We start from the raw sequence: 26,057 nt of genomic DNA on the forward strand, positions 1-26,057 counted from the left end.
GTCGGGAACGATGAGAGCGCTCTCACGGTTCGAGAGGTGACTCTATGCAGGCTTGGGGCAATTGTCAAGAGAGCGCTCTCACGTAGTATTTCCGACGAGAGGCGAGACCTCGTCAGCCGGGTGGCTGCATGCCTGCCGGGCAGCGCTCAGCAGGCCCGGCGTAGACTCGCACGGTGTCATCGAGTGAACGTTCCGAGGCCTCCGACGAGGCGGTGCAGCGACGACGACTCACGATCGCGGGCGCCCTGAGTCTGGTTCTGGTCGCCGTCGCCGTCGTCGTGATCGGCGCCGTTTCGGCCGGGTCGGCCGCGGAGCCGGGGGGCGCAGGGGCATCCGGTTCGACCGAGACGCCGACGCCTCGCCCGGCGCCGGGTGAGGCGCCGCCGCCCGCGAGCGTCGACACGTTCGACCGCACCGCGCACTCGCTCGACGACCCGAACAGCATCTGGGTGGTCGTCAACAAGCTGCGGCCCATGGACCCGCAGGACTTCGAGCCCGACGACCTCGTCGACGTCGACGTGCCGCACACCTGGGAGCCCATGCTGCGGCAGGAGGCCTCCGATGCGATCGTCGCGATGTTCCAGGCGGCATCCGACGAGGCCGACCTCTGGCTCGCCTCGAACAGCGCATACCGCTCGTACAGCTCGCAGGAGGAGATCTACGACGGCGACGACCTGCTCACCGCGCGTCCGGGGTTCAGCGAGCACCAGACCGGACTCGTCATGGACATCGGCGCCGACAGCGGCGACTGCTCGCTCGACACCTGCTTCGCCGACACCGACGAGGGCATCTGGCTGCGCGACAACGCCTGGCGGTTCGGGTTCATCCTGCGCTACCCCGACGGCAAGACCGACGTGACCGGCTACGAGTTCGAGCCGTGGCACTACCGCTACGTCGGCGTGCCGCTCTCGACGGAGATGCACGAGACCGGCATCACGACGCTCGAGGAGTTCTTCGGCCTGCCCGCAGCGCCCGAGTATGAGTGAGCGCGTGCCGCATCGCGGCCTCGCCCTCACGGTGCTGGTGGTCAACCAGCTGCTCGCCGGCGTCGGCGTGGCCTCCGGCATCGCCGTCGCGGCGCTGCTCGTCGAGGAGCTGACGGGCGTCGTCGCCCTCGCCGGCCTCGCCCAGTCGGCGAGCGTGCTCGGTGCCGCGATCGTGGCCATCCCGCTCGCGCGGCTCGCGGTGCGCTCGGGCCGGCACGTCGCCCTCGCGACGGGCTACGCGCTGGCCGTGACGGGCGCCGTGCTCGTGATCGCCGCCGCGGCGAGCGGCTGGGTGCCCCTCGTCTTCCTCGGCCTGGCCGCGTTCGGCGCGGGCAGCGCCGCCGGGCTGCAGGCGCGCTTCGCCGCGACCGAGGTCGCCGCAGCGGGCTTCGAGGCGCGCTCCATGTCGATCGTGCTCTGGGCGACGACGATCGGATCGGTCGCCGGTCCGCTCCTCTCCGCGACCGGTGACGCCGTGGGCATCGCGCTCGGGCTGCCGCCGCTCGTCGGCCCATTCCTGTTCTCGGGCATCGCGTTCGCGCTGTCGACCCTGCTCGTGGCGACGCTCCTGCGGCTGCCGAAGCCGGGCACGATGGCGACGGATGCCGCGAGCAGCGCTCCCGAGGTCGCCGCGACGCAGGCCGATGAGCTCGCCCCCGACCACGTCGTCGACGCCGGGGGAGCGGCGCCCGCTGCCGAACCCATCGGGGCGTGGGCGGCCTTCCGCATCGCCGTTCGCGAACCGCGGTCGCTCTTCGCGATCCTCGCGATCGTGTGCTCGCACACCGTCATGGTCGGCGTCATGGTGATGACCCCGGTGCACATGACCGCCCACGGCCTCTCGCTCTCGCTCGTCGGCGTCGTGATCAGCATCCACATCATCGGCATGTACGGGGCCAGCCCCCTCGTCGGCTGGCTCGTCGACCGCATCGGCTCGCCGCGTGTGATCGGCATCGGCATCGGCATCCTCACGACCGCGGCGCTCATCGGCATCCTGGCTCCCGCCGACGACATGCTGCTCGTGCCGCTTGCGCTCGGCCTCCTCGGCCTCGGTTGGTCGTGCGGACTCATCGGTGGTTCGACGCTGCTCACGACGTCGGTCGAACCGTCGATCCGGGTGCCGTTGCAGGGGGCGACGGATGCCGCGATGAATCTCGCTGCCGCGGCATCCGCTGCCCTGTCGGGGGTCGTGCTGGGGGCCGCGGGATTCGCCGGAGTGAACGTCGTGGCGCTGCTCGTGCTCGTGCCGCTCGTCGTCGCCGGGGTGCGTGCACGCCGCTCGGGGCTCAGCGAGGGTCGACGCGCTCCCGTGCGCTGAGCGCTTCGAGCAGGGCGGCCGCGGTGGCGGCGTCGTCGACGGTCACGACGAATCGACGGCCGTTGCGGCGGGTGACCTGCAGGGCTTCGCCGGCTCGGAGCACTATGCCGAACGCGCCGTCGGGACCGAGGCGGATGCCCCAACCTCCGAACTCGGCGGTCGGATGCACGTTCCGCACGGCGACCGCCGCGACATCCTCGAGCGGCACGCCGAAGCGCGGGAGGCCGAGGGGTGAACGGACGACGAGGCCGCGGTCGTCCACGCGCACCCTGAAGACGAAGGTCGTGACGGCGAGGAGGATGAGCAGCACGGTCACCCCGAGCATCACCCACCACGCGGTCGAGCCGGTGACGGCGACGACGACCGTGCCGATCGCGAGCGCGACGATGCTCACGACGATCGCAACCATGCCCGCCCGGGTCATCGTCGTGGTGCGCACCCAGACCGCCCGCTCATGGGCGGCGAGGTCGAGCGGTTCGACGGTGCGCACGGGGGTGCGTCCGTCGGTCGTGACGTTCGGCTGGGCGAACCATCCGCCGACCCCCGCTCCGAGGGCGAGCAGGATGCTCACGAGGACCGGCAGCCCGATGTCGGGTGCGTCGAGCGGGTCGGCGAGGCCCCGCTGCATTCCGAACGACCAGGTGATGCCCACGACGAGCAGCACGTCGGTGCCGAGCGAGAGGGCGGCGAGCAGCCGCAGCATCGGACCCCACCGGCCGTCGCGCGTGCCGACGAGCATGATGCCCGCGAAGAGCGCGACGAGGCCGAAACCGAGCACGGCCGTGCCGAGCGGGACCGACCATGCAGGGCCGAACCCGTCGGGGCCGCTGCCGCTCCAGTGCGTGGCGACCGTCGGCGGAACCTGGGGGAGCCACGCGACCATCAGTCCGACACCGACGAGGGTGATCGCCGCAGGCAGCGCGCAGCCGATCAGCAGGAAGCGGCGACGGGCGGTGCGGACGTCGGCTGGCGCGGTCATCGGTAGGTCTCCTTCACGAGGGCGGCGAGGGCGTCGGCGCCGAGGCCGAGGGTTCGGGCGCGCGCGACGAGCGCGGCGATGTCGTGGTGCAGGTGCGCGAGGGGCTCGACCGCATCGGTGACGACGGCGCCTCGGCCGCGGCGCATGTCGACGAGCCCTTCGTCGCGAAGCTGCTGGTAGGCGCGGAGCACCGTGTGCAGGTTGACGCCGAGTGCTTCTGAGACGTCGCGTGCCGAGGGCAGGCGGTCGCCGACCCTGAGCCGGCCGGCCGCGGCGTCGGCGTGGACGGAAGCGGCGATCTGCGCGAAGATCGGCGTTCCGCTCGTCGGATCGACTCGGATCAGCATCGGGACAACCTCTCCAACTGTTCTATAAATATTAGAACAGTTTGAGCGTCGATGCGATCGCGGGCGGGCGGCGACGTCGGAGCCCCGGATTTCCGCGCGAGAGCGCGCTCTCATCGGCTTCCCAGAGTTTGAGAGGCTTCCTCACAAATTCGCATGATGGGGTTGTGGACTTCCCCCCCCCGATCGCGTACCCGGAATCCCGCCTGTGCCCTTCCCCTTCTTCTCGTCTGCCTCCACGCCCGCTGAACCCCCCGCACGTCGCCGCTCGACCTATCGCGCTCCCACGGCGGGCGCCGCGACGCCTTCGGCCGACCCGACGATGGAGGTGACCCCCGATGACACCGCGGCTGCGGATGCCGGTGCGACCCCCGATGCCGGTGCCGTCCCCGAGAACGGTGCCGCCCTCGTGACCGGTGGCACGCCCGTCGCCGGCGCGTTGCGGGCCGAGCCGGCCGACCTCGAGCGCCGTGCCGAGCGCCGTGCGCGGCACCGCGCCGAGCGCGTGCGCAACCGTCGCCCGTCGAGCGGTGCGACGCGGAGGTTCATGGCGCTCGGCTGTGCGAGCGCGATCCTGAGCGTGAGTGCGTTCGGCGCCGTCGCCGCATCCGCGGTGGATGACACGAAGCTCGCGTCGGGTGAAGGCGCGTCGGACACCGTGGCGTCCGCGGACTCCGCGGACTCCGCTCCCTCCGCCGCCGACGGCGACGTCATCGCGGCACCGGTCTCGATCGCGGCTCGGCCGGCGGTCACGAGCGGACTCTCCACGGCGGCTGCGCCGTTCACCGGGGGCACCCAGGTCACGGTGGCGGGCGAACAGCTCGACCAGGTCGCCCAGGTCGCCGTCGGCGGCGTCGCCGCACCGATCGTCGCGGCGACCCCCGACCAGCTGACGTTCCAGGTTCCCGCCGTCGCCGACACCTCGCTCGGCGACGTCGCGGTGGCGTTCACGGATGCCGCGGGCGCGCCGATCGCCGTCGCCGCCCCCGGCACCGCGACCGTGGCCGGCTCGGCCGCCCCGGCCTCGCTCGCCGCCCAGCTCATCGAGATCGACGAGGCCGCGCTGCACGCGCCGACGCAGTCGCTCACCCTGACCTACACCTCGAATCCCGCGATCGACGCGCAGCGCGACTACGTGCTCACCTACTGGAGCAGTTACAACACCGCCCAGTACACCGTCTTGAGCGGTGTCGACTGCGCGAACTTCACGAGCCAGTCGCTCGTGGCCCGAGGCTGGGCGATGGACGCCGGCTGGTACTACGACCGGGCGACCGGCGCGATGTCGCCGAGCTGGTCGAGCTCGACCGCGATGCGCGACTGGCTGTACGGCCGCCCCGACCTCGCGACGCCCCTCGACGACTCGCAGCGCGGCCTCGTGAAGGTCGGCGACATCGCCCAGTTCGACTGGGACGGCTCGGGCGACCGCGATCACACCGCCGTCGTCACGCGCGTCGAGCACACCGCGAACGGCACTGCCGTCTGGGTCGGCGGCCACACCAAGGACGCCGACTACTGGAACGTCGACGAGGCCCTCGCCTCGGGCGGCGGCAGCGTCACCTACTTCTCGCTGCGCTGACCTCGCTCTGCGGGTTGAGCTTGTCGAAACCCACGTCGGCGAGAGCTCGGTTTCGACAGGCTGACCCCGCAGGGGCCGGCAGGCTCAGCCTCCGAGGGCCGCGTCGACGATCGCCTTCGCCTCGGCCTGCACGAGCCGCAGGTGCTCTGCGCCCCTGAACGACTCGGCGTAGATCTTGTAGACGTCTTCGGTGCCACTCGGCCGCGCCGCGAACCACGCGTCGGCCGTCTCGACCTTCACCCCGCCGATCGCCGCGCCGTTGCCCGGCGCGTGCGAGAGCTTCGCCGTGATCGGGTCGCCGGCGAGCTCGGTCGCCGCGATGGCGTCGCCGTCGAGCTTGCCGAGTGCCGCCTTCTGGGCAGCGGATGCCGCGGCATCCGTGCGCTCGTAGGCGGGGTCGCCGAAGCGCTCGACGAGTTCCGCGTAGAGCGCGGAGGGCGACTTGCCCGTGACCGCGCGGATCTCGGAGGCCAGCAGGCACAGCAGGATGCCGTCCTTGTCGGTCGTCCAGACGGTGCCGTCGAACCGCAGGAACGAGGCGCCCGCGCTCTCTTCGCCGCCGAAACCGACCGAGCCGTCGACGAGGCCGGGCACGAACCACTTGAAGCCGACCGGCACTTCCCAGAGGCGACGGCCGAGCGCCGCGGCGACCCGGTCGATCATCGAGCTCGACACGAGGGTCTTGCCGATCGCGGCATCCGCTCGCCAGTTCGGACGGTGGCCGAAGAGGTACTCGATCGCGACCGCGAGGTAGTGGTTGGGGTTCATGAGGCCGCCGTCGGGCGTGACGATGCCGTGCCGGTCGGCGTCGGCGTCGTTGCCCGTGAGGATGTCGTAGCCCTCGTGCGCGAGCACCGAGGCCATGGCGCTCGGCGATGACGGGTCCATGCGGATCTTGCCGTCCCAGTCGAGGGTCATGAACGACCAGGCCGGGTCGACGCGTTCGTTGACGACCGTCAGGTCGAGTTCGTAGCGGTCGCGGATCGCGCCCCAGTACGAGACCGACGCCCCGCCGAGCGGGTCGGCGCCGATGCGGATGCCGGACTCCCGGATCGCGTCGAAGTCGATGATGTTCGCGAGGTCGTCGACGTAGTTGCCGCGGAAGTCGTAGGTCTCGACGGCGCTCGGCTCGGCCTGCTGGACCCCTTTCAGGCCGTCGGCGATGAGCTCGTTGGCGCGCGCCGCGATCCACGAGGTGGCGTCGGAGTCGGCGGGGCCGCCGTGCGGCGGGTTGTACTTGAACCCGCCGTCCTGCGGCGGGTTGTGCGACGGCGTGATGACGATGCCGTCGGCCTCGCCCTCTGCGCGCCTGGCCGGGTCGTTGTTCCACTTCAGGATGGCGTGCGAGAGCGCGGGCGTCGGCACGTAGTCGTCGAACTCGTCGGCGAGCACGCGCACCCGGTTGCCCACGAGCACGTCGAGCGCGGTCGTCTGCGCGGGGGCGCTGAGCGCATGGGTGTCGGCGCCGATGAAGAGCGGGCCCGTGATGCCCTGCGAGGCGCGGTACTCGACGATCGCCTGGGTGATGGCGAGGATGTGGTCTTCGTTGAACGCGGTGTTGAAGGCGGAGCCGCGGTGGCCCGAGGTGCCGAAGGCGACGCGCTGCTCGGGCACGGAGGCATCGGGATGCAGCTCGTAGTACGCCCTGACGAGGGCCTCCACGTCGATGAGGTCGGATTCGATGGCCGGGGTGCCTGCGCGCTCGTGCATGCTCATAGTCTCCCGTGCGTTCATGAGGCGCGCCAGCGCCGTCTCGCGATCTGTGGGTTGAGCCTGCCGAAACCAGTACGCGATCAGCAGGTTTCGGCAGGCTCAACCCGCAGAACGTGAAGCCCTCACCCGGCGAGCGCATGCACCGCCGTGGCGATGGAGTAGATCGCGAGCCCCGCGAGCGCGCCCACGACCGTGCCGTTGATGCGGATGAACTGCAGGTCGCGGCCCACCTGCAGTTCGAGCTTCTCGGTCGTCTCGCGCGGGTCCCACCGCTCGACGGTCTCGGTGATGACCCCCGCGATCTCGTGACGGTAGTTGCGCACGACGTAGGCCGCGGCATCCGTCACCCAGGTGTCGACCTTCGCGGCCAGGCCCTCGTCGGCGACGAGCCGGGCGCCCACCTCGACGACCGCCGAGGTCAGCCCGGCTCGCAGCTCGCTCGACGGGTCGGCGAGCGAGGCGTCGAGCGTCGCCTTCACCGAGGCCCACGCCTCGCCGGCGAACTCGCGCACGCGCGGGCTCGCGAGCAGCTCGTCCTTCAGCGTCTCGACGCGCGCGATCATCGTCGGGTCGTGCTGCAGGGCGTCGGCGAGCTCGGCGAGGTAGCGGTCGATCGCGAGGCGCAGCGGATGCGCAGGGTCGGCGCGCACCACGCGGATGAACGCGAGCACCTCGCGCGCGGCGCGGTCGTCGACGAGGCGGTCGACGAAGCCGGGCATCCAGCGGGGGAGCCGGTCGGAGACCATGCTGCCGAACGCCTCGGGGTGCGCCTCGAGCCAGGCCTCGGCCTTCTCGAGCACGACGTCGACGGCGGCGCGCTGCTGGTCGGCGGCCACGAGCCGGGCGCCGACCCGGCCGATCGCCGGACCCCACTCGGGCTCGAAGAGGTGGCGCCTGGCGAGCCGCTCGATCACGTCCTCGACGTCGTCGTCGCCGAGCAGGGTGAGCACGCCGCGTGCGGCGACGGATGCCTCGGCGGTCAGCCGCTCGGCATTGGCGGGCGTCGCGAGCCAGCCTCCGAGCCGGCGGGCGATGCCGATCGAGCGGAGCTTGCCGAGCACGACCTCGTCGGAGAGGAACTCGTGCTCGACGAAGGCGCCGAGCGTCGCGCCGATCTCGTCCTTGCGGTTCGGGATGATCGCGGTGTGCGGGATCGGGATGCCGAGCGGATGGCGGAACAGCGCCGTCACCGCGAACCAGTCGGCGATCGCGCCGACCATGGCGCCCTCGGCGGCCGCGCGCACGTAGGCGAGCCACGGCACCTCGTCCTGCAGGGCGAACGACACCGCGAAGACGACGGCTGCGCCGATCAGCAGTCCCGTCGCGACCCGCTTCATGCGGCGCAGCGCCGCGAGCCGTTCGGCATCGGTCGGCACGATCCGGTGCGCGTCGATCGTGGTCATCGGTCCCTCCTCACGATGCACGGCGCTCCGCGGTCGCACGGCGTCGCACGGTGTCGACGCTAGCCGCTCGCTCGCGGCCCGGTGGATAGGCTGGCCTGCATGACGGATGCCGCGCCCACACCGCCCGAGGAGACCTACTCCTACCTGGGGCCGGCGGGCACGTTCACCGAGGCGGCGCTCAAGCAGGTCGCCGCGGCATCCGGAAAGCACTGGCGCGGCGTCAACAACGTCGGCGAGGCGCTCGCCGACGTCACGAGCGGTCGCTCGACCGCCGCGATGATCGCGATCGAGAACTCGATCGACGGCGGCGTGACGGCCACGCAGGACGCGCTCGCGACCGTGCCGGGCCTCCGCATCCTCGGCGAGTACCTCGTGCCGGTGAACTTCGTACTCGTGGCCCGGCCCGGCACCGCGCTCGCCGACGTGCGGGTCGTCAACGCCCACCCCGTCGCGTACGCGCAGTCGCGCGGTTGGCTCGAGCGCGAACTCCCCGACCACGGGCACATCCCCGCGACGAGCAACGTGTCGGCCGCGGCATCCCTCTTCGAAGGCAGCCAGGCCGACGCGGCCGTCGCGCCGCCCGGTATCACCGACCACCTCGACGTCGACGTGCTGGCCCGCGACATCGGAGACAACCCCAACGCCGTCACGCGCTTCGTGCTCGTCAGCCGCTCGCGCGACCTGCCCGAGCCCACGGGAGCTGACAAGACGAGCCTCATCGTCGAACTGCCCGACGACGAGCCGGGCGCGCTGCTCGCGATGCTCGAGCAGTTCTCGACGCGGGGGGTGAACCTCTCGCTCATCCAGTCGCGGCCCATCGGCGACGCCCTCGGCCGCTACCGCTTCGTCGTCGACGTCGACGGGCACATCGCCGACGAGCGGGTCGCCGACGCGCTGCTCGGCCTGCGCCGCACGAGCCCCAACGTCATCTTCCTCGGCTCGTATCCCCGCGCCGACGAGCAGACGGTCGCCTACCACTCGAAGTACGATGACGGCATCTTCATCGAGGCGCGCGACTGGTTGCGCGGCCTGCTGAGCGGCGAACCCGACTGATCGGGCGGCCCTGACCCGAGGAGCTGACGTGAGCGAAGGCGCCACGAGCGGTATCGATCCGCGGTTCGATCCGCGATACCAGCGAGGCTACGCGGGCGGCGAAGAGATCACGACGGATGCCGCGCCGACCATGCCTGCGGCGCGGCTGCGGGCTCCCGATCCGCCCGCGCCCGCGCCCGCGCCGGCGCCGATCGGGGCGAGCGACGTGGGTCGTCCGCCATCGGGTGGGGGCGGGTCGGCACCCGGAGCCCCCGTCGCCGCGGTCGTCTCGGATCCTCGTGCCGAGCGCGTCGTCGAGCGGGCTCGCAACGAGGTCGACCACGAGGGGCAGGACGACGCGTTCGTCGTCGAGGTCGTCTCACCGGGCCGGTCGGCGATCGGCTGGCTCATCGCCGGGTGGGCGGTCACCATCGCGGCGTTCGCGGCCGGGGCGTACCTGTCGTGGATGGTGAACTCCGAGATCGGGTACTACACCGGGGCGATCTCGTCGGAGGACCAGTGGCTCCGAGAGCTCGGCTGGACGTTGTCGCCGTCGCTGATCATGGCAGGTGCGACCGGCGTGGTCGTGGTCACGGCGCTGGCGGCGTTCCTGCACCTCCGTGGCCCGTTCGACGCGGACGACGCTGCGCAGGGCCGGTTCGGTCGCGGTACGGCATGGTGGGCGCTCGTCTCGATCGCGGCGCTCGGTGTCGTCGGCGTCGTGTGGGCCGTCGGCCGGGCGTCCGAGGCGTCGCGTGCGAACTCGGGTCTCGTCTTCAACGGAAACGGCGAGCCCACCGGCGAGCAGGCGGACGTGTTCGCCCAGATCGCGCTCGGCCAGTTCGCGCAGACCCTGGTGGGCCCGCTCGCGCTCGCTGCGATCGCCGCGTTCGTGGGGCTCGTGGCGGTCGAGGTGCGTCGCGCGACGATCAGCGCGGAACTCGTACGATCAGCGCAGCCGGATCGACCGTGAACCGCGCCGCGGTGACGAGGCCGAACTCGTCGCCGTCGATCTCGAACTCCTCGGCTGCACCGTCGATCTCGAGGTCGACCGCCCGTCCGCGCAGGTAGACGATCTCGCTGCGCCGGTTGCCGCCCGTGAGGTCGAGGAACTGCCGGCCGAGCGCGGACTTGCGCAGCACCCGGTTCTCCCACGTGATCTTGCGCCAGATGAGGAGCCACCCGAACAGGTTGCGGGGTGCCAGGACCACGACGTCGAGCTTGCCGTCGTCGATCTCCGCGTCGGGGATCAGCTCGATGTTGCCGGGCAGGTAGCCGAGGTTCGCGACGAGGATGCTCGAGACCTTCGAACGGTGGTGCCGGCCGACGTCGAGCCGGTGCACGACGCGGAACGGCTTCGACGCGGGCAGCGCCCGCAGGCCGGCGTCGACGTAGGCGAGCCAGCCGACGCGCTTCTTCAGGTCGGGGTTCGTGTTCGAGATCATCGCGGCGTCGATGCCGATGCCGCTCATCACGAGTGAGACGTGGGTCTCCTCGGTGCCGTCGGAGCGCGTCACGTCGGCCACGATGACGTCGACGGCGCGGTCGAGGCCGGCGAAGGCGAGCACGACGGCGTCGGCCTGGTCGTTGACGGGGATCTCGAGGTTGCGGGCGAAGAGGTTGCCCGTGCCGATCGGCACGAGGCCGAGCGGCATGCCGGTGCCGCGCAGGGCGGCTGCGACCGAGCGCACGGTGCCGTCGCCGCCCGCGGCGATCACGAGGTCGACGCCCGCCTCGAGGGCCTCGCGCGCCATTCCCTTGCCCGGATCGTCGGCCGCGGTCTCGATCCAGAGCGACGGGGCGAAGTGCTGTCGCTCTTCTGCAGCGGCGACTGCGGCACGCAGTGTCTCGACGCCCTGCTTGGTGGGGTTGAAGATCACGGCGGCCCGCGGGCGCGTGCCCGCGACATCCGCCGCCCCCTGCTGGTCTGCCGTCACGCAGCCAACGGTATTGCATCGCGCCGTGAATGCACCCGGGGCGCGAGGCCACTGGGTCGCGGAACCGCAGATCAGGTGGTCGGATGCCGCGGCTAGACTTGCTCGGGTGATCGATCCCGTGCTGCTCCGCGAGAACCCCGACCTCATCAAGCGCTCGCAAGAGCTCCGAGGCGAGTCCGTGGCGCTCGTCGACGCGGCCGTCGAAGCCGATGCAGCGCGGCGCACCGCGATCACGGTCTTCGAGGCGCTCCGCGCCGAGCAGAACGCCTTCGGCAAGCAGGTCGCGCAGGCGCCGAAAGAGGCCAAGGCGGCCCTCGTCGCCGAGGCGCAGGAGCTCGCCGCCCGCGTGAAGGCCGCGAACCAGGCCGCGAGCGACGCCGAGGCCGAATTCACGCTCGCCGTGCAGCGGCTCGGCAACATCGTCATCGACGGCGTGCCGGCCGGTGGCGAAGACGACTTCATCGTGCTGCGCGAGGTCGGCGAGATCCCCGCGTTCGACTTCGAGCCCCGCGACCACCTCGAGATCGGCGAGCTGCTCGACGCGATCGACATGCAGCGCGGCGCGAAGGTCTCGGGCGCGCGCTTCCACTACCTCAAGGGCATCGGCGCCCGCCTCGAGCTCGCGGTCATGAACATGGGCCTCGACCGGGCGATCGCGGCGGGCTTCACCCCGCTCATCACGCCCACGCTCGTGCGTCCAGAGATCATGCAGGGCACCGGGTTCCTCGGCGCCCACGCCGACGAGGTCTACTACCTGCCCGAGCAGGAGCTCTACCTCACGGGCACGAGCGAGGTCGCACTCGCCGGCTACCACGCCGACGAGATCCTCGACGTCTCGAACGGCCCCATCCGCTACGCGGGTTGGTCGACCTGCTATCGCAGCGAGGCCGGCAGCCACGGCAAAGACACTCGCGGCATCATCCGCGTGCACCAGTTCAACAAGCTCGAGATGTTCACCTACATCGACCCGGCCGACGCCGAGGCCGAGCACGAGCGCCTGCTCGCCTGGCAGGAGGGCATGCTGCAAGACCTCGGCCTCACGTACCGCGTGATCGACACGGCGGCCGGCGACCTCGGCTCGAGCGCGGCTCGCAAGTACGACGTCGAGGCCTGGGTGCCCACGCAGAACGCGTACCGCGAGCTCACCTCCACCTCGAACTGCACGACGTTCCAGGCGCGCCGCCTCGAGATCCGCCACCGCACCGAGACCGGCAAGACGGCGCCCGTCGCGACGCTCAACGGCACGCTCGCGACGACGCGCTGGCTCGTCGCGATCCTCGAGACCCACCAGCAGGTCGATGGTTCGGTGGTGGTGCCCGAGGCGCTTCGCGGCTACCTCGGCGGCCTCGAGGTGCTCGAGCCGGTCGCATGAGCATCGAGCGGATGCCGCGCTCCGACGTCGCCGTCGACGAGCAGTGGTTCGTCGCGCTCGACGTCGACGGCACGATCATGCACGAAGACGGGTCGATCGACCCCGCGGTCGTCGACGCGGTGGCCGCCACCCGCGACCGCGGTCACGTCGTCACGCTCGCGACCGGGCGCTCGTGGTCGACCACCGCCCCGGTGCTCGAGCAGCTCGGGCTCTCGCCCGAGTACGTGGTGTGCGCCAACGGCGCCATCACGATGCAGCGCGACGACTCGGCCCCCGACGGCTACATCCGACGCCACGTCGAGACGTTCGACCCGACGCAGGTGCTCGAGCGCATCCGCGCGTTCCTGCCGTCCGGCAAGTTCATGGTCGAGCTGCCCGACGGGTACCGCCTCTACACCGAGGGCATGACTGAGTGGAACCTCGAGAACGCCCGCGAGGTGCGCTTCGACGAGCTGCTCGACCAGCGCGCCACGCGCGTCGTCGTCACGAGCCTCGAGCACGGGCTCGACGAGTTCTTCGGCATCGTCGACCAGATGGGCCTGCATCACGTGAGCTACGCCATCGGGTGGACGGCGTGGCTCGACATCGCCCCCGACGGGGTCAACAAGGCGACCGCGCTCGAGCGCGTGCGCGGTTGGCTCGACCTGCCGATCGACCGCGTGCTCGCCGCCGGCGACGGGCGCAACGACCTCGAGATGTTCGCATGGGCCGGTGCTGCGGGCCGTGCCGTCGCGATGGGCCAGGCACCCGACGAGGTGCGGGCGGCCGCCAACGAGGTGGGCGGTTCGGTCGACGACGCGGGGCTCGCGGCGGTGCTCGACTCGCTGCCGTGACGCGCCGCGCTTCGCGCCGGTGTCGGGAGGCTCCGAGCGGGCCAGCATAGAATCGGCCGAGTCGGAGGGGTGCGATGAGCGAGACGGGCGACCAGCAGGCCGCTGCCGAGCAGGCGGTTGCTGCTGAGCAGACGGCGGTGCCCCGCCACGGGCGACTGCCGAGACGCAGTGCCGCGTCGACGTACCTGACGCTCGCGGCATCCATCGTCGCGGTGCTCGCCGTGAGCGCGGCATCCGTCGCCGCGTATGCCGCCATCGACCTGGTCGGCTCGGTCAAGCCCGGGGTCTCGCTCGCGAACGCCGACATGCTCGACGGCGTGCCCGATATCGGTGCGATGGACGGCGGACTGAACTTCCTGCTCGTCGGCAGCGACAAGCGGCCGCTCGACGGTTCGTTCGGTGATCCCGAAGAGGATTCCGGCGTGCTCAACGACGTCAACATGCTGTTGCACATCTCGCAGGATCACTCGCACGTCGAGGTCGTGAGCTTCCCCCGCGACATGATCGTGCCGGTGCCCGAGTGCCCCGACCCCATCGATCCCGAGTCCGGGCCGCTCTCGGCGATGTCGGGCGTGCCGCTCAACAGCGTGCTCGGCCACGGCGGACTCGGCTGCGTCTCGCTCACGATCGAGCAGCTCACCGGTACGAAGATCCCGGTCGGCGGCGTCGTCGAGTTCAAGGGGGTCGCTGCCCTCTCGGAGGCGGTCGGCGGCGTCGAGGTGTGCCTGGTCGACCCGATCGACGACCCCGAATCCGGACTCCACCTCGCCGCGGGAACCCAGAGCATCTCGGGCTACGACGCTCTCGCGTTCCTCCGCACCCGCAAGGCCGTCGGCGACGGCAGCGACCTCGGCCGCATCGCGAGCCAGCAGGCGTTCCTCGCCTCGCTGGCTCGCACCGTGCAGAGCGACGGCACGCTCAACGACCCGGTGAAGCTGTACTCGATCGCGAAGGCCGTGCTCTCGAACATGGAGCTCTCGAAGGAGCTGCAGAACCCGGCGACCCTCATCTCGATCGCGAAGGCGCTGCAGGACACCGATCTCTCGAAGATCGCGTTCATCCAGTACCCGACCGCCGAGGCGGGCGACGGCCAGCACGTCGTGCCGACCGATTCCGCCGAGGCGATCAACCTCGCGCTGCAGGAGGATCGGCCCGTCGCGCTCGATCCGACCGCGAACGACAACGTCGAGTTCGGCACCGTGGCCAACCCGACCGCGCCTGCGCCCGAACCGGATCCCGCCGGTGCGACCGACGCCCCGGCGACATCGCCGCCCGCCGAGACGCTGCCCGACGACGTGACCGGCCTCACGGGCGACGAAGTTCGGTGCACGACCGCGAACGCGGGCTGATCCGTGCCCCTCGGGCCGCTTCAGGGTGCTCTCAGGAGCGGCTGAGAGGCTGATCGGAACGCGCAGCGGCTAGAATGGGCGCCTGCCTGTACGATCCACATGATCGCGCGGGCCTGGAGGGCTGTCCGAGCGGCCGATGGAGCTGGTCTTGAAAACCAGTGGGCAGCAATGCCTCGTGGGTTCGAATCCCACGCCCTCCGCGCGATCCCACGAGACGAGAGGATACCGGTGGCAGAAGAGCTTCGATCCAGCGCACGACGCGCAGCATCGTCGACGCCGGTGGTGCGTCACGGTCGCCTGAAGCGACGGAGCATCTGGCGCACGCTCGCGAAGGTGACGGCGACCCTCGTCGCGGTCACGCTGGTCTCGGGCGTCTCCGTCGCGGCATATGCGGCGTGGGACCTCGCCAACACCGCCCAACCCAGCATCACCCTCGGCAACGAAGACGTGCTCGAGGGTGTTCCCGACGTCGGGGCCATCGACGGCGGCGTGAACCTGCTGCTCATCGGCAGCGACAGCCGCGAGGGTCAGGGCGACGGGTTCGGCGATCCCGACGAAGAGACGGCCGTGCTCAACGACGTCACCATGCTCCTGCACATCTCCGAAGACCACACGAACGCCTCGGTCATCAGCTTCCCCCGCGACATGCTGGTCGATGTGCCCGCGTGCGTCGACCCCGCAGACCCCGCCGGTGATCCGCTCTACGAGCAGTACGGCGTGAAGATGAACTCGGTGCTCTCGCTCGGCGGCATGCCGTGCGTCGTCAAGACCGTCGAGCAGCTCGTCGGCGTGTCCATTCCGTTCGCCGGCACCGTGCAGTTCCTGGGCGTCGCCGGACTCTCCGAGGCGGTGGGCGGTGTCCCCGTGTGCATCGCCGAACCGATCGAAGACGAGCACACCGATCTCTACCTCCCCGCCGGCACGCAGGAGCTCTCGGGCATGGAGGCCCTGCAGTTCCTCCGCACCCGCCACGGGGTGGGCGACGGCAGCGACCTCGGCCGCATCTCGAACCAGCAGGTGTTCATGTCGGCGCTCGCGCGGACGCTGCAGTCGAACGGCACGCTGAGCGACCCGGTGAAGCTCTACGGCATTGCGAAGGCCGCGCTCGCGAACATGCAGCTCTCCGACAGCCTCATGGACCCGACGACCATGATCTCGATCGCGAGCGCCCTGAAAGACACCGACCTCAGCAAGATCGCGTTCGTGCAGTACCCGACGGGCTATTCCGACGGGGACCTCATCCCGTCGGGGTCGGCGGAGATCGTCAACACGGCCCTCCAGAACGACATGCCGGTCGCCTTCGATCCCGAGGCCGACGAAGCGGCGTTCGCCTCGGCCGGCGATCCCACAGCCGTCGATGCCGCGCCCGCGCCCGAGGCCGAAGCACCGGCCGAAGAGGAGGCGCCGGCCACGGCCGACGGTGCCACGCCCCCGCCGACGGTCGAGGCGCTGCCGAGCGACGTCACCGGTCAGACCGCGGCGGAGACCCGCTGTTCCGCGGGCCGCACGCTCGACGACCAGTAGCCCGGTCGCTCGAATCGTCATCCGCGGGGTCGTCGGGTTATGATGACAGTCGCGCATGCACGCAAGTGCGCGCGAGGAGACGTCGCATAGTCCGGCCGAGTGCACCACCCTGCTAAGGTGGAGTCCCCGTAAGGGGACCAGGGGTTCAAATCCCCTCGTCTCCGCTCTCGAAGGCCCCCGCACATCTGCGGGGGCCTTCGCCGTTCCGGCGATCCATCCACAGGCGGGGTGCCGGTCCACGCGCGGAATCCGCACCTGTGAGTAGACTCTTCTGGTCACTCGACCTTAGGGGCATTGCACATGCAACGAATCATCACTTCCACTGCGCTCGTTTTCGCGGGCGCCCTGCTTCTCTCGGGCTGCGCCACAAGCGGCGGCACCGAGGCGAGCGCATCCGCCGACTCGTGCGAGGTCGTGCGCGTCGAGGTTCGCGACGTCTCGAACGGCGCGCAGAACGCGATCCTGACCGTGTCCGACCCTGCCGAGCTCCAGGCCTACCTCGACGACCTCTCCGAGCGCGTCGACGCGCTCGACGAGCAGGCAGCCGACGACTCGGCTCTCGCCGACGCGCTCGACGCGTTCGACGAGAAGATCGACGCCGCGAGCGACTGGGCCGAGACGCTGCCCAGCGCTGCCGAGATCGAGGCCGGCGCCGAGATCGACGCCGAGGCTCAGGCTGCGCAGACCGCGGACATCCAGGCCGCAGCGGTCAAGGTCACCGAGGTGTGCACCGCCGAATAGCGGTCACTCCTTCCGCACGTGATGAGCGCGCGGCATCCGTTCACTCGGAGGCCGCGCGCTTTCGCGTGCTCGCCGTCTTCTTCGGGGCGGTCTTCTTCGCCTTCGCGTCGGACCCCGTCTGCTTCGCCTCGGAGCCCTCGCGCTTCGCGGCGATCGACTGGCGCAGCGCCTCCATGAGGTCGATGACCTCGCCGCCGGTCTCCTCTTCGGGCTCTTCGCCGAAGGTCGCCGCGGTGTCGATGCCCTCGCCCTGCTCGAGCTTCGCGGCGATGAGGGTGCGCAGCTCCTGCTGGTACTCGTCGACGTACTGCTCGGGGTCGAAGTCGGAGACGAGGCTCTCGACGAGCTGCTTCGACAGGTCGAGCTCCTTCGCCGAGATCTTCACGGGCTCCGAGAGCGAAGCGAAGTCGGCGGCGCGCACCTCGTCGCTCCAGAGCAGGGTCTGCACCATGAGCACGTCGCCGTGCACGCGGAGTGCGGCGAGCCGGGTCTTCTGCCGCAGCGCCATCTGCACGATCGCGGTGCGGTCGGTGGACTCGAGCGTCTCGCGCAGCAGCACATAGGCCTTCGACGAGGCCGAGTCGGGCTCGAGGTAGTAGCTGCGGTCGAACATGATCGGGTCGATCTGGTCGCTCGGCACGAACTCGACGACCTCGATCTCGCGGCTGCGTTCTGCCGGCAACGACTTCAGGTCGTCGTCGGTGATGACGACGGTCTGCTCGCCGTCGTCGTAGGCCTTGTCGATGTTCTTGTAGTCGACGACCTTGCCGCAGACCTCGCACTTGCGTTGGTACCTGATGCGCCCACCGTCTTCGTCGTGCACCTGGTGCAGTGACACGTCGTGGTCTTCGGTGGCGCTGTACAGCTTGACGGGCACATTGACGAGGCCGAATGTGACCGCCCCCTTCCAGACGGCTCGCATGCCTCCAGTACACACCAGGGGCATGCGTGCGCGATACCCCTCGCATCTGCGGGTTGAGCTTGCCGAAACCGATTCGGTCGCGGTTTCGACAGGCTCAACCCGCAGGCGGCAAGATGGTTGGCATGGCCGATGGCGCAAGCCGACTCGTCGAGGTCGACGGCCGCCGCCTGCGGCTGACGAACCTCGACAAGGTCATGTATCCCGAGACGGGCATGACGAAGGGCGAGGTGATCTCCTACTACGCGGAGATCGCCGACGTCATGGTGCCCCTCGTCGCGGGGCGCCCGGTCACGCGCAAACGGTGGGTGCACGGCGTCGGCACAGCGGATGCCCCTGAGCAGCCGTTCTTCGAGAAGAACCTCGCCGAGCACGCTCCCGAGTGGGTGCGCCGCGGCGTCCAGCACCACTCCGACGGCGACAAGGCGTACCCGATCGCCGGTGATCGGGCGACGCTCGTGTGGCTCGCGCAGCAGGCGGCCCTCGAACTGCACGTGCCGCAATGGCGTTTCGACGCCCGCGGGGAGCCCGCGAAGCCCGACCGCATGGTCTTCGACCTCGACCCCGGTGAGGGCATGGGGCTCGCGGAATGCGCCGAGGTCGCGAGGCTCGTGCGCGACCTCATCGCGGGCATGGGCCTCGAGGCGGTGCCGGTGACGAGCGGCAGCAAGGGCATCCACCTCTACGCGGCGCTCGACGGCTCGCAGAGTTCGGATCAGGTCTCGGCGGTCGCGCACGAGCTCGCGCGGGCGCTCGAGGCCGACCGCCCCGAGCTCGTCGTCTCGAGCATGCGGAAGACACTGCGCACGGGTCGGGTGCTCATCGACTGGAGCCAGAACAACGGCAAGAAGACGACGATCGCGCCGTACTCGCTGCGCGGGCGCCCGCGACCGACGGTCGCGGCACCGCGCACGTGGGAGGAGCTCGAGGATTCCGGGCTGCGTCAGCTCGAGGCATCCGAGGTGCTCGAACGGGTCGCCGTGATGGGCGACCCGATGCGCGCGATCACCGAGCGCTCGCACGGCGGGCCGCTCGCGCAGTACTTGTCGATGCGGAGCGCCGCGGCCACGCCCGAGCCCATGCCGGCGTCGGCATGGGGTGAGGCGAGTGCGGGGGAGCCGCGCTTCGTGATCCAGGAGCACCGCGCCCGCCGCCTGCACTTCGACCTGCGGCTCGAGCGCGACGGCGTGCTGAAGAGCTGGGCGGTGCCGAAGGGCGTGCCCGAGACGTCGGGCACGAACCACCTCGCCGTGCAGACCGAGGACCACCCGATGGAGTACGCCGTGTTCGAGGGCACGATCCCGAAGGGCGAGTACGGTGCAGGCTCCATGACGATCTGGGATGCGGGCACGTACGCGACCGAGAAGTGGCGCGACGACGAGATCATCATCGATGTCGACGGGCGGCCGGGCGGGCCGCTCGGCGGGTCGGTGCGGCTCGCGCTGATCCGCACCGACGGGCAGGGCGAGAAGAGCTCGTGGCTGCTGCACCGCATGAAGGACCAGTCGATGCACGCGGAGCAGGTGCTGCCGGTTGAGCCTGTCGAAGCCGAGCCTGTCGAAGCCGAGCCGGTCGATTCCGAGCCTGCAGGCTCGACCCGCAGCGCACGACCGGCTCATTCCACGGAGGCGCGCCCGATGCTCGCGACGGCGGCGACCGTCGGCATGCTCGCCGGGGAGGACTGGGCGCTCGAGTGGAAGTGGGACGGCATCCGCGTGCTCGCGCGCGTCGAGGCGGGCGGCGTGCGACTGCTCAGCCGCAACGGGATCGACATCACCGACCGCTACCCCGAGCTCGCGCAGCTGCCGGCCGTGGTGCGCGGTGATGCCCTCCTCGACGGCGAGATCGTCGCGCTCGACGCCGACGGGCGGCCCGACTTCGGTCGCCTGCAGCATCGGATGAACCTCACGAGGCCGCGCGAGATCGAACGGGTCGCAGCATCCGTGCCCGTGCGCCTGCTGCTCTTCGACGTGCTCGAGGTCGACGGCCGGGCCGTGGTCGACGAGCCGTACCGCGAGCGCCGCGCACGGCTGGCCGGACTCGTCAGGATGAAGCGCGGCGTGCCGATCGAGGTGCCAGCACCCGCCACCGGCAGCCCGGCCGAGGCGCTCGAGGAGAGTCGCCGGCTCGGGCTCGAGGGGCTCGTCGCGAAGCGACCCGACTCCCGGTACCTGCCCGGAGCCCGCAGCGGCGACTGGCTGAAGCTGAAGCTCACCCTCACGCAGGAGGTCGTGATCGGCGGATACCGACGCGGCGTGGGCACCCGCACGGGGCGCATCCGCTCGCTGCTCGTCGGCATCCCGGGCGATGGCGGCCTCGAGTACGCCGGCCGTGTCGGCTCGGGAATCGGCGAACGCCAACTCGAGCGGCTGATGACCCTGCTGGAGCCGCTCGAGCAGGCCGAATCGCCCTTCGTGCAGGTGCCGGCGGCCGACATGAGCGATGCGGTCTGGGTGCGACCCGAGCTCGTGGGCGAGATCGAGCTCGGCGATTGGACGAGCACGGGGGTCGCGCGGCATCCGCGCTGGCGGGGCCTTCGACCCGACAAGTCGCCCGACGAGGTCGTGCGCGAGAGTTGACGGCTCGCGAACCGGTGCGCCGACTCAGGCCCCGTCGACGCGCCCGAGCAGTTCGATCAACCGCCGTTCGCGATCGGCACCGGATGCCACGACGTCGCCGCGCTCGTAGGCGACGAGCACTCGCGGGTCGACGTAGCTGCCGCGGGCGATCGCCGGTGTGTTGCCGAGCACCTGCGACGCCTCCTCGATCGCCGTTCGGACCGCTGCCGTTCGGGCGCGGGCGGTGCCGGCCGGGCCGAGCTCCGCGAGCCGATCGGCCGCGGCGATCGTGCCGCGCAGGGTGCGGAAGTCCTTCGCGGTGAAGTCGCCGCCGGTGCGCTCGCGGATGTCGTCGTTCACGTCGACGGGAGCCACGGCGCGCATCGACCGTCCGCTCGACCACGCGTAGAGACGACTGGCCGACGAGCGTTCGCCGGTGCTCGCGATGAACGCGGCGAGCGAGGCATCCGCCACACGCAGGTCTTGCGCGATGCCGCCCTTCGCGCGGAACCGGAACCGCACCGTCTCGTCGTCCTCCAGCCTGGCGTTGCGCACCAGGAGCGTGGTCAGGCCGCGACTGCGGAAGCCCGCGAGCGATTCCTCCGAGCCGATGCGGATGCCGCCGAGGTCGAGCGTGCGGAACGCGGCAGCGAGCACCCGTTCGCGAGGCGACCCGTCGAGCGCGAGGTCGCGGACGGCGCTCCGCCGGGCCGCGGGCAGGGCCTCGGCGAGTGCGGTCATGCGCTGGAACTTCTCGGCGTCCTGCCGTTCCCGCCAGGCCGGGTGGTAGAGGTACTGACGTCGACCGGCGGCGTCCACCCCGACGGCGAGGATGTGGGCGTTCGCGGCATCCGAGATCCACACCTCCTGCCAGGCCGGCGGGATCGCGAGATCGGTGATGCGAGCTCGCTCGGCTCGGCTCGCGTCGCCGCCGGTGGTGTGCACGTACCCGAATCCGCGCCCGCGTCTCACCCGGGTGTAGCCGGGGGAGACGTAGGGCTCGACCCGCTTCAGGCGCGGCATCGGCGATGACCGGTCAGTGGTTGCGCCGTCACAGCCCGCGGCCGCCGGTGACCGGCAGTACCGCACCCGAGACGTACGACGCCTCGTCGGATGCGAGGTAGACGTAGGCCCCGGCGAGTTCGGCAGGTTGCCCGGCCCGACCGAGCGGCGTATTGTGCCCGAACTCCGGGAGCTTGTCGGGCCAGCCGGTCGTGGGGATCAGGGGCGTCCAGATCGGACCGGGAGCGACGGCGTTCACACGGATGCCGCGTGGCCCGAGTTCCTCCGCGAGGGCCTTCGTGAACGCCACCAACGCCGCCTTCGTCATCGCGTAGTCGACGAGCGCCGAGGAGGGGTCGAAGCCCTGGATCGAGGTCGTCGTGATGATGCTCGATCCGGCGTCCATGAGCGGCACGGCGGCGCGGGCGAGGAAGACCGGCGCGAAGAGGTTCACCCGCATCACGGTCTCGAAGTCGTCCGTCGGAATCGTGTCGATGCCGCCGCGTTCACGCTGGTGGGCGGCGTTCAGCACCAACAGGTCGAGTCCTCCGAACGCCTGATGGGTGCGGGCGACGAGTTCCTTGCAATGGGCCTCGTTGCGAAGGTCCCCCGAGAGCAGCAGCGGTTCGGACCCGGCGTCCGAGATCCACCTCGCGGTCTCGTCCGCGTCCTCCTGCTCGCTCGGCAGCGAGGCGATGGCGACCCGCGCGCCCTCGCGGGCGAAGGCGATCGCGACAGCTCGGCCGATGCCGGAGTCACCACCGGTGATGAGGGCGCGCCGACCCTCGAGACGCCGGCTGCCCCGATAGCTCTGTTCGCCGTGATCGGGCAGCGGGGACATCCGCTCGGTGAGGCCCGGCGGCTCCTGCTCCTGTCTCGGGAACGGATCGGTCGTGTGCTTCGTCGTCGGATCGATGAGCAGCTCATTGGTCAGACGGTCATAGGTCGGGCGGTCGTCGGTCATGGGACCTCCTCGCATCAACGGACACGGTACGCGTGGGCGGGAGTTCACGGGAGGGGATTGACAGGCGCGGGATGGTGTCCGACCGCCTGCCTCGCGGAGTCCGGGTAGCACGGGGCCGGAAGGATGGTCAACCCCTAGCAGCAGGTCGTCCCGGCGCAATAGCGTCGAGGGACGAGGCGTACCCCCGTCTCGAGGTTCTGCCCGTCGGGCCTGAACCACTCGCCGCACTCGTCGATCACGAGAGCGGAACACATGAAGGAGAGATCATGAACATCCTCGTCGCCATCATCGCCGTCGCCGCCGTCGTGCTGCTCATCACCGGTGGTGCCGTTCCGGCACTGAACTTCCTGATCTGGGTCGGCGTCGTGCTGGCGGTCATCGCGCTCATCGTGTTCCTCGTTCGCTTCATCGGCGGGAACCGCACGGTGTGACCCCGCGCAGCACTTCACCGGAACGGGCGGCCTTCGGGCCGCCCGTTCTGCGTGTCGAAGGCCTAAGCTGGACTCGTGGGAACCCTGTACTACGGCGACTCCGGCACCCCGATCGGCATCGAGGACCGCGCGCTCGCACATGTGAAAGTCGCCATCACGACGAAGCTCCGTCGGGGTGAGTCCTTCACGCTCTCCTGGCAGCACGCCGAAGACCAGCCGCGCGGCCGGAGCACCCTCTGGCTGCACCCCAGCATTCCGTTGCGATTCGTCTTCGACGAACCCGAGGCACCCGAACTCAGCCGGCAGTGGATCGAAGACCTGATGCGGTCGGCGAACAGCACGGGCGGCATCCGCCTCGTGCCCGAGCACCTCGACACCGATCCGATCCCCACCATCGCCGATCAGCCGGTGCAGGTCGGCGTCGACGTGCAGGAGGTCGAGTCCGGCAGCGAGACGCAGCCGGCCTGAGCCTCGCTCGAGGAAGGAGCCGCTATGGCGAACGAATCGCAGGGCGATCCGGAGCACTGGTGGCCGAAGTTGTCGATCGGTGCGAAGCACCGGTTGCTCGCCGATCTCGACGCGCTCATCGATGCGGAGACGGCTGCGGAGATCGAAGGACTCTGCGGCGTTCCGCCGGGCGATCGTCTCGACGCGGCCGCCCGGGCGTTCATCATCACGCAGATCGAGGCCGTCGACTGAGCGATGGCGCAGTGGCGGCGTTACTCCCCGTCGATCGGTTCGTTCTCCGTGGGCTCGGGTACGTTGACCAGCCCTCCGCTGCTGTTGGCCGAGAGCAGCAGTTGCTCGATCCAGAGCCGGTTCAGCGTGGGCTGGCGGTTGCCGCTGAAGACGAACTGCAGCGGCACCGACTCGTGGAGCCACATCGTGGTGCGGCCGCTGCCGTTCTCGACGCCGTGCTCCCACGTCATCGCGAAGCTCTCGGAGCGGCGGAGCTTGTTGAGGATCGCCACGCGCAGGTGGGCGAGGGTGCGATCGTCGATCTCGATCTCACGTGGTGACGCGTTGTAGATGAACTTGCCCATGCAGGAACTCTAGCCCGCCCTGAGGGCGCGCGTGACGACCGCTGCGCACCCTCACGCACCCGTCTCGTGATGGGGCGTCGCGACCGGCTTCGATTCAGGTGAACCGCGCTGTCTGAGATAGACCGATGCCCCGACGATCGCCGCGACGGCGAGGAACTCGCTCTGCCAGTTCTGCATCGACTCGAACCAGAACTGCGAGGTGCCGAGGTACTCGATGACGCCGACGGTCGGCAGCCCGTGCTGCGCCTGCTCTGCCGAGTACACCTCCGCACCGCCGACGGCGTGGAACCAGAACGAGAGGGCGAACAGCACGAAGAAGAAGATCGCGAGCGAGTTCTCGTAGAGCACGAGCCAGATGCCCCCGCGGCGCACCGGCCACGGGGTGCCGGGGCCGACCGCCGCGTGCCGCGGGTCCTCGTCCTGTGGGGTACGTTCGCCCATCGGCTTGGACTCCGAGGAACCCTTCTGGAAGAGGAAGATCGTGAGCACCACGTAGGCGCCCATCTGCAGGAACTCGGACTCCCAGTTCTCGAAGGTCGCCTCGATGAAGTGCCCCGAGCGAAAGTAGTCGCCGAAGGCGATGGCGGTTCCGCCGTGCTCCAACCGGTCGTCGGTGTACACCTGGTACCCGCTCACGGCCATGCCGACGAGGCAGAGCAGGAAGATCGCGAGGCAGACGAGGAGCAGTGCGTGCTCGTGCAGCCACCGTCCGGTGCGACTCCGCTCCCGGGAGATCGAGTCGGTTTCCACTCCGGGCATCGCGTCCCCTTCCCTGACTCGATGTTCACGCTGCGGCGCACGACGGGCAAGTGCTTGACACCGATCGCCGAGGCATCCGCTCGATTGTCGAGTTCTTGCGCTGCCTCACGTAGCATGACGGCATGTCGAGGAGACTCGCGGATGTCGCGCGCAAGGTCGGAGTCAGCGAAGCCACCGTCAGCCGGGTGCTGAACGGCAAGCCGGGCGTCTCGGCGTCGACCCGCGACGCGGTGCTCACCGCCCTCGACGTGCTCGGCTACGAGCGCCCGACGAAGCTCCGCGGCGAACGTGCCCGGCTCGTGGGCCTCGTCATGCCCGAGCTGCAGAACCCCATCTTCCCCGCGCTCGCCGAGGCGATCGGCGGGGGTCTCGCGCAGAACGGCTACACGCCGGTGCTCTGCATCCAGACGGCCGGCGGCATCTCCGAATCCGACTACGTCGAGCTGCTCCTGCACCAGCAGGTCTCGGGCGTGATCTTCGCGGGCGGGGCGTACGCCCAGGCCGAGGTGAACCACGACCACTACGCGCGGCTCCGCGAACTGAAGCTCCCGACGGTGCTCGTGAACGCCCCGATCGACGGCCTCGACTTCGCCACGGTCTCGTGCGACGACGCGACCTCGATGGAGCAGGCGTTCGGGCATCTCGTGCAGCTCGGGCACGGGCGCATCGGCATCCTGCTCGGCCCGAGCGACCACGTGCCATCGCAGCGCAAGCACGCGGCGGCGCTCCGCATGGCGGAGCGGCACGGCCTCGAACTCGGCGAAGATCGCATCGTGCACTCGCTCTACTCGCTCGAGTCGGGCCAGACGGCGGCGACGAAGCTGCTCGCCGCGGGCGTCACGGGCATCGTCTGCGCGAGCGACCCGATGGCGCTCGGCGCCGTGCGCGCGGTGCGCCGAGCCGGGCTCCGCGTGCCGGAGGACGTCTCGGTGATCGGCTACGACGACTCGGCGCTGATGAACTGCACCGAGCCGCCGCTGACCACCGTTCGGCAGCCGATCGAAGCGATGGGCAAGATGATCATCGAGCTGCTCATGCGCCAGATGTCGAGCGAGCGCGCGATCGGCGACGAGGTCTTCTTCGCGCCCGAGCTCGTCGTGCGCGGCTCGACCGCGCCGGCCAAGCGCTGACACGGGCTTCTCCGCCGCTTGCGCGGATCCGGCAAGCGGATGCCGCAATTCCACGCAAATCAACGCAAACTGATGTCGATTTGTTGAATAGTTGCATCATTCTGTTGCTCACATTACGTTGACGGTCATTGACGCCGTCGTCCT

General features: G+C 70.4%; 25 protein-coding genes and 2 tRNA genes. 17 read left to right on the forward strand and 10 right to left on the reverse strand.

Going from position 1 to position 26,057, the window contains the following annotated elements; all coding sequences use genetic code 11:
• Positions 1-173: 173 nt before the first annotated feature.
• Both BJY17_RS13935 and BJY17_RS13940 read left to right on the forward strand, forming a co-directional pair.
• Positions 174-986, forward strand: a complete 813-nt coding sequence (locus BJY17_RS13935) for a M15 family metallopeptidase (RefSeq protein ID WP_322789839.1) — start codon at positions 174-176, stop codon at positions 984-986.
• Complete coding sequence (locus BJY17_RS13940; RefSeq protein ID WP_179551888.1) at positions 979-2,304, forward strand: MFS transporter; 1,326 nt, start codon at positions 979-981, stop codon at positions 2,302-2,304. Before BJY17_RS13935 ends, BJY17_RS13940 begins: the two co-directional genes overlap by 8 nt.
• On the opposite strand, the gene BJY17_RS13945 is transcribed toward BJY17_RS13940, so the two are convergent.
• Both BJY17_RS13945 and BJY17_RS13950 read right to left on the reverse strand, forming a co-directional pair.
• Entirely contained in the window at positions 2,273-3,283 is a 1,011-nt protein-coding gene (locus tag BJY17_RS13945) for a DUF1648 domain-containing protein (RefSeq protein WP_179551889.1), read from the reverse strand. The genes BJY17_RS13940 and BJY17_RS13945 overlap by 32 nt on opposite strands.
• Complete coding sequence (locus BJY17_RS13950; RefSeq protein WP_179551890.1) at positions 3,280-3,630, reverse strand: GntR family transcriptional regulator; 351 nt, start codon at positions 3,628-3,630, stop codon at positions 3,280-3,282. Before BJY17_RS13950 ends, BJY17_RS13945 begins: the two co-directional genes overlap by 4 nt.
• Positions 3,631-3,955: 325 nt before the next feature.
• On the opposite strand from BJY17_RS13950, the gene BJY17_RS13955 reads away from it, so the two are divergent.
• Positions 3,956-5,203 carry an amidase domain-containing protein gene (locus BJY17_RS13955; protein ID WP_179551891.1) on the forward strand — a complete coding sequence of 416 codons (1,248 nt, stop codon included), beginning with the start codon at positions 3,956-3,958 and terminating at the stop codon, positions 5,201-5,203.
• A gap of 84 nt (positions 5,204-5,287) precedes the next feature.
• Here BJY17_RS13955 and pgm read toward each other — a convergent pair whose 3' ends face one another.
• Positions 5,288-6,913: a phosphoglucomutase (alpha-D-glucose-1,6-bisphosphate-dependent) gene (pgm, locus tag BJY17_RS13960; RefSeq protein WP_179551892.1), complete on the reverse strand. Its 1,626-nt coding sequence runs from the start codon at positions 6,911-6,913 to the stop codon at positions 5,288-5,290.
• A 125-nt stretch (positions 6,914-7,038) separates the two neighbouring features.
• Positions 7,039-8,319: a DUF445 domain-containing protein gene (locus tag BJY17_RS13965; RefSeq protein ID WP_179551893.1), complete on the reverse strand. Its 1,281-nt coding sequence runs from the start codon at positions 8,317-8,319 to the stop codon at positions 7,039-7,041.
• A 99-nt stretch (positions 8,320-8,418) separates the two neighbouring features.
• Here BJY17_RS13965 and pheA point away from each other — a divergent pair, with 99 nt between their 5' ends.
• Positions 8,419-9,372, forward strand: a complete 954-nt coding sequence (gene pheA / locus BJY17_RS13970) for a prephenate dehydratase (RefSeq protein WP_179551894.1) — start codon at positions 8,419-8,421, stop codon at positions 9,370-9,372.
• Between the two features lie 28 nt (positions 9,373-9,400).
• Positions 9,401-10,324 (forward strand): hypothetical protein, encoded by a 924-nt coding sequence (locus tag BJY17_RS13975; protein WP_179551895.1) that lies wholly within the window; start codon positions 9,401-9,403, stop codon positions 10,322-10,324.
• On the opposite strand, the gene BJY17_RS13980 is transcribed toward BJY17_RS13975, so the two are convergent.
• Complete coding sequence (locus BJY17_RS13980; protein WP_322789840.1) at positions 10,281-11,288, reverse strand: diacylglycerol/lipid kinase family protein; 1,008 nt, start codon at positions 11,286-11,288, stop codon at positions 10,281-10,283. The two genes, BJY17_RS13975 and BJY17_RS13980, sit on opposite strands and share 44 nt — an antisense overlap.
• A 106-nt stretch (positions 11,289-11,394) precedes the next feature.
• Between BJY17_RS13980 and serS the strand changes: the two genes are divergently transcribed.
• From serS to BJY17_RS14015, 7 genes are all read left to right on the forward strand, one after another.
• Positions 11,395-12,660: a serine--tRNA ligase gene (serS, locus tag BJY17_RS13985; RefSeq protein WP_179551897.1), complete on the forward strand. Its 1,266-nt coding sequence runs from the start codon at positions 11,395-11,397 to the stop codon at positions 12,658-12,660.
• 11 nt (positions 12,661-12,671) lie between these two features.
• The gene (locus BJY17_RS13990; protein WP_179551898.1) at positions 12,672-13,493 is read left to right on the forward strand and encodes an HAD family hydrolase; all 822 of its coding nucleotides are present in this window, start codon (positions 12,672-12,674) and stop codon (positions 13,491-13,493) included.
• Positions 13,494-13,567: 74 nt separating this feature from the next.
• Positions 13,568-14,842, forward strand: a complete 1,275-nt coding sequence (locus tag BJY17_RS13995) for an LCP family protein (RefSeq protein ID WP_179551899.1) — start codon at positions 13,568-13,570, stop codon at positions 14,840-14,842.
• A gap of 115 nt (positions 14,843-14,957) precedes the next feature.
• Positions 14,958-15,042 (forward strand) — tRNA-Ser (locus BJY17_RS14000).
• Positions 15,043-15,070: 28 nt separating this feature from the next.
• Entirely contained in the window at positions 15,071-16,366 is a 1,296-nt protein-coding gene (locus BJY17_RS14005; RefSeq protein ID WP_322789841.1) for an LCP family protein, read from the forward strand.
• 75 nt (positions 16,367-16,441) lie between these two features.
• A tRNA-Ser gene (locus BJY17_RS14010) sits at positions 16,442-16,530 on the forward strand.
• Positions 16,531-16,666: 136 nt separating this feature from the next.
• A complete protein-coding gene (locus BJY17_RS14015) occupies positions 16,667-17,107 on the forward strand; it encodes a hypothetical protein (RefSeq protein ID WP_179551901.1) in 441 nt (146 codons plus the stop codon).
• Between the two features lie 40 nt (positions 17,108-17,147).
• Here the strand turns inward: BJY17_RS14015 and ku are convergent, their stop codons facing one another.
• Complete coding sequence (gene ku / locus BJY17_RS14020; protein ID WP_179551902.1) at positions 17,148-18,029, reverse strand: non-homologous end joining protein Ku; 882 nt, start codon at positions 18,027-18,029, stop codon at positions 17,148-17,150.
• A 122-nt stretch (positions 18,030-18,151) separates the two neighbouring features.
• On the opposite strand from ku, the gene BJY17_RS14025 reads away from it, so the two are divergent.
• Complete coding sequence (locus BJY17_RS14025) at positions 18,152-20,605, forward strand: ATP-dependent DNA ligase (protein WP_179551903.1); 2,454 nt, start codon at positions 18,152-18,154, stop codon at positions 20,603-20,605.
• Positions 20,606-20,629: 24 nt separating this feature from the next.
• On the opposite strand, the gene BJY17_RS14030 is transcribed toward BJY17_RS14025, so the two are convergent.
• Together BJY17_RS14030 and BJY17_RS14035 are read right to left on the reverse strand one after the other, a co-directional pair.
• A complete protein-coding gene (locus BJY17_RS14030) occupies positions 20,630-21,607 on the reverse strand; it encodes a DNA topoisomerase IB (protein ID WP_179551904.1) in 978 nt (325 codons plus the stop codon).
• A 28-nt stretch (positions 21,608-21,635) separates the two neighbouring features.
• The gene (locus tag BJY17_RS14035; protein ID WP_179551905.1) at positions 21,636-22,550 is read right to left on the reverse strand and encodes an SDR family oxidoreductase; all 915 of its coding nucleotides are present in this window, start codon (positions 22,548-22,550) and stop codon (positions 21,636-21,638) included.
• Positions 22,551-22,816: 266 nt separating this feature from the next.
• Here BJY17_RS14035 and BJY17_RS14040 point away from each other — a divergent pair, with 266 nt between their 5' ends.
• The 3 genes from BJY17_RS14040 to BJY17_RS14050 all read left to right on the forward strand — a co-directional run bounded on the left by BJY17_RS14040 (position 22,817) and on the right by BJY17_RS14050 (position 23,680).
• Positions 22,817-22,981 (forward strand): hypothetical protein, encoded by a 165-nt coding sequence (locus BJY17_RS14040; RefSeq protein WP_179551906.1) that lies wholly within the window; start codon positions 22,817-22,819, stop codon positions 22,979-22,981.
• Positions 22,982-23,056: 75 nt separating this feature from the next.
• Complete coding sequence (locus tag BJY17_RS14045) at positions 23,057-23,449, forward strand: DUF7882 family protein (RefSeq protein ID WP_322789842.1); 393 nt, start codon at positions 23,057-23,059, stop codon at positions 23,447-23,449.
• 24 nt (positions 23,450-23,473) lie between these two features.
• Positions 23,474-23,680, forward strand: a complete 207-nt coding sequence (locus BJY17_RS14050; RefSeq protein ID WP_179551907.1) for a hypothetical protein — start codon at positions 23,474-23,476, stop codon at positions 23,678-23,680.
• Positions 23,681-23,700: 20 nt separating this feature from the next.
• Here BJY17_RS14050 and BJY17_RS14055 read toward each other — a convergent pair whose 3' ends face one another.
• Together BJY17_RS14055 and BJY17_RS14060 are read right to left on the reverse strand one after the other, a co-directional pair.
• Positions 23,701-24,024: a DUF7882 family protein gene (locus BJY17_RS14055; protein WP_179551908.1), complete on the reverse strand. Its 324-nt coding sequence runs from the start codon at positions 24,022-24,024 to the stop codon at positions 23,701-23,703.
• A 51-nt stretch (positions 24,025-24,075) separates the two neighbouring features.
• Positions 24,076-24,783 carry a DUF6766 family protein gene (locus tag BJY17_RS14060; RefSeq protein WP_179551909.1) on the reverse strand — a complete coding sequence of 236 codons (708 nt, stop codon included), beginning with the start codon at positions 24,781-24,783 and terminating at the stop codon, positions 24,076-24,078.
• 122 nt (positions 24,784-24,905) lie between these two features.
• Here BJY17_RS14060 and BJY17_RS14065 point away from each other — a divergent pair, with 122 nt between their 5' ends.
• Positions 24,906-25,913: a LacI family DNA-binding transcriptional regulator gene (locus BJY17_RS14065; RefSeq protein ID WP_179551910.1), complete on the forward strand. Its 1,008-nt coding sequence runs from the start codon at positions 24,906-24,908 to the stop codon at positions 25,911-25,913.
• Positions 25,914-26,057: the final 144 nt, after the last annotated feature.

It is taken from the genome of Agromyces hippuratus (genome assembly GCF_013410355.1).
Taxonomy (GTDB): Bacteria; Actinomycetota; Actinomycetes; order Actinomycetales; family Microbacteriaceae; genus Agromyces; species Agromyces hippuratus.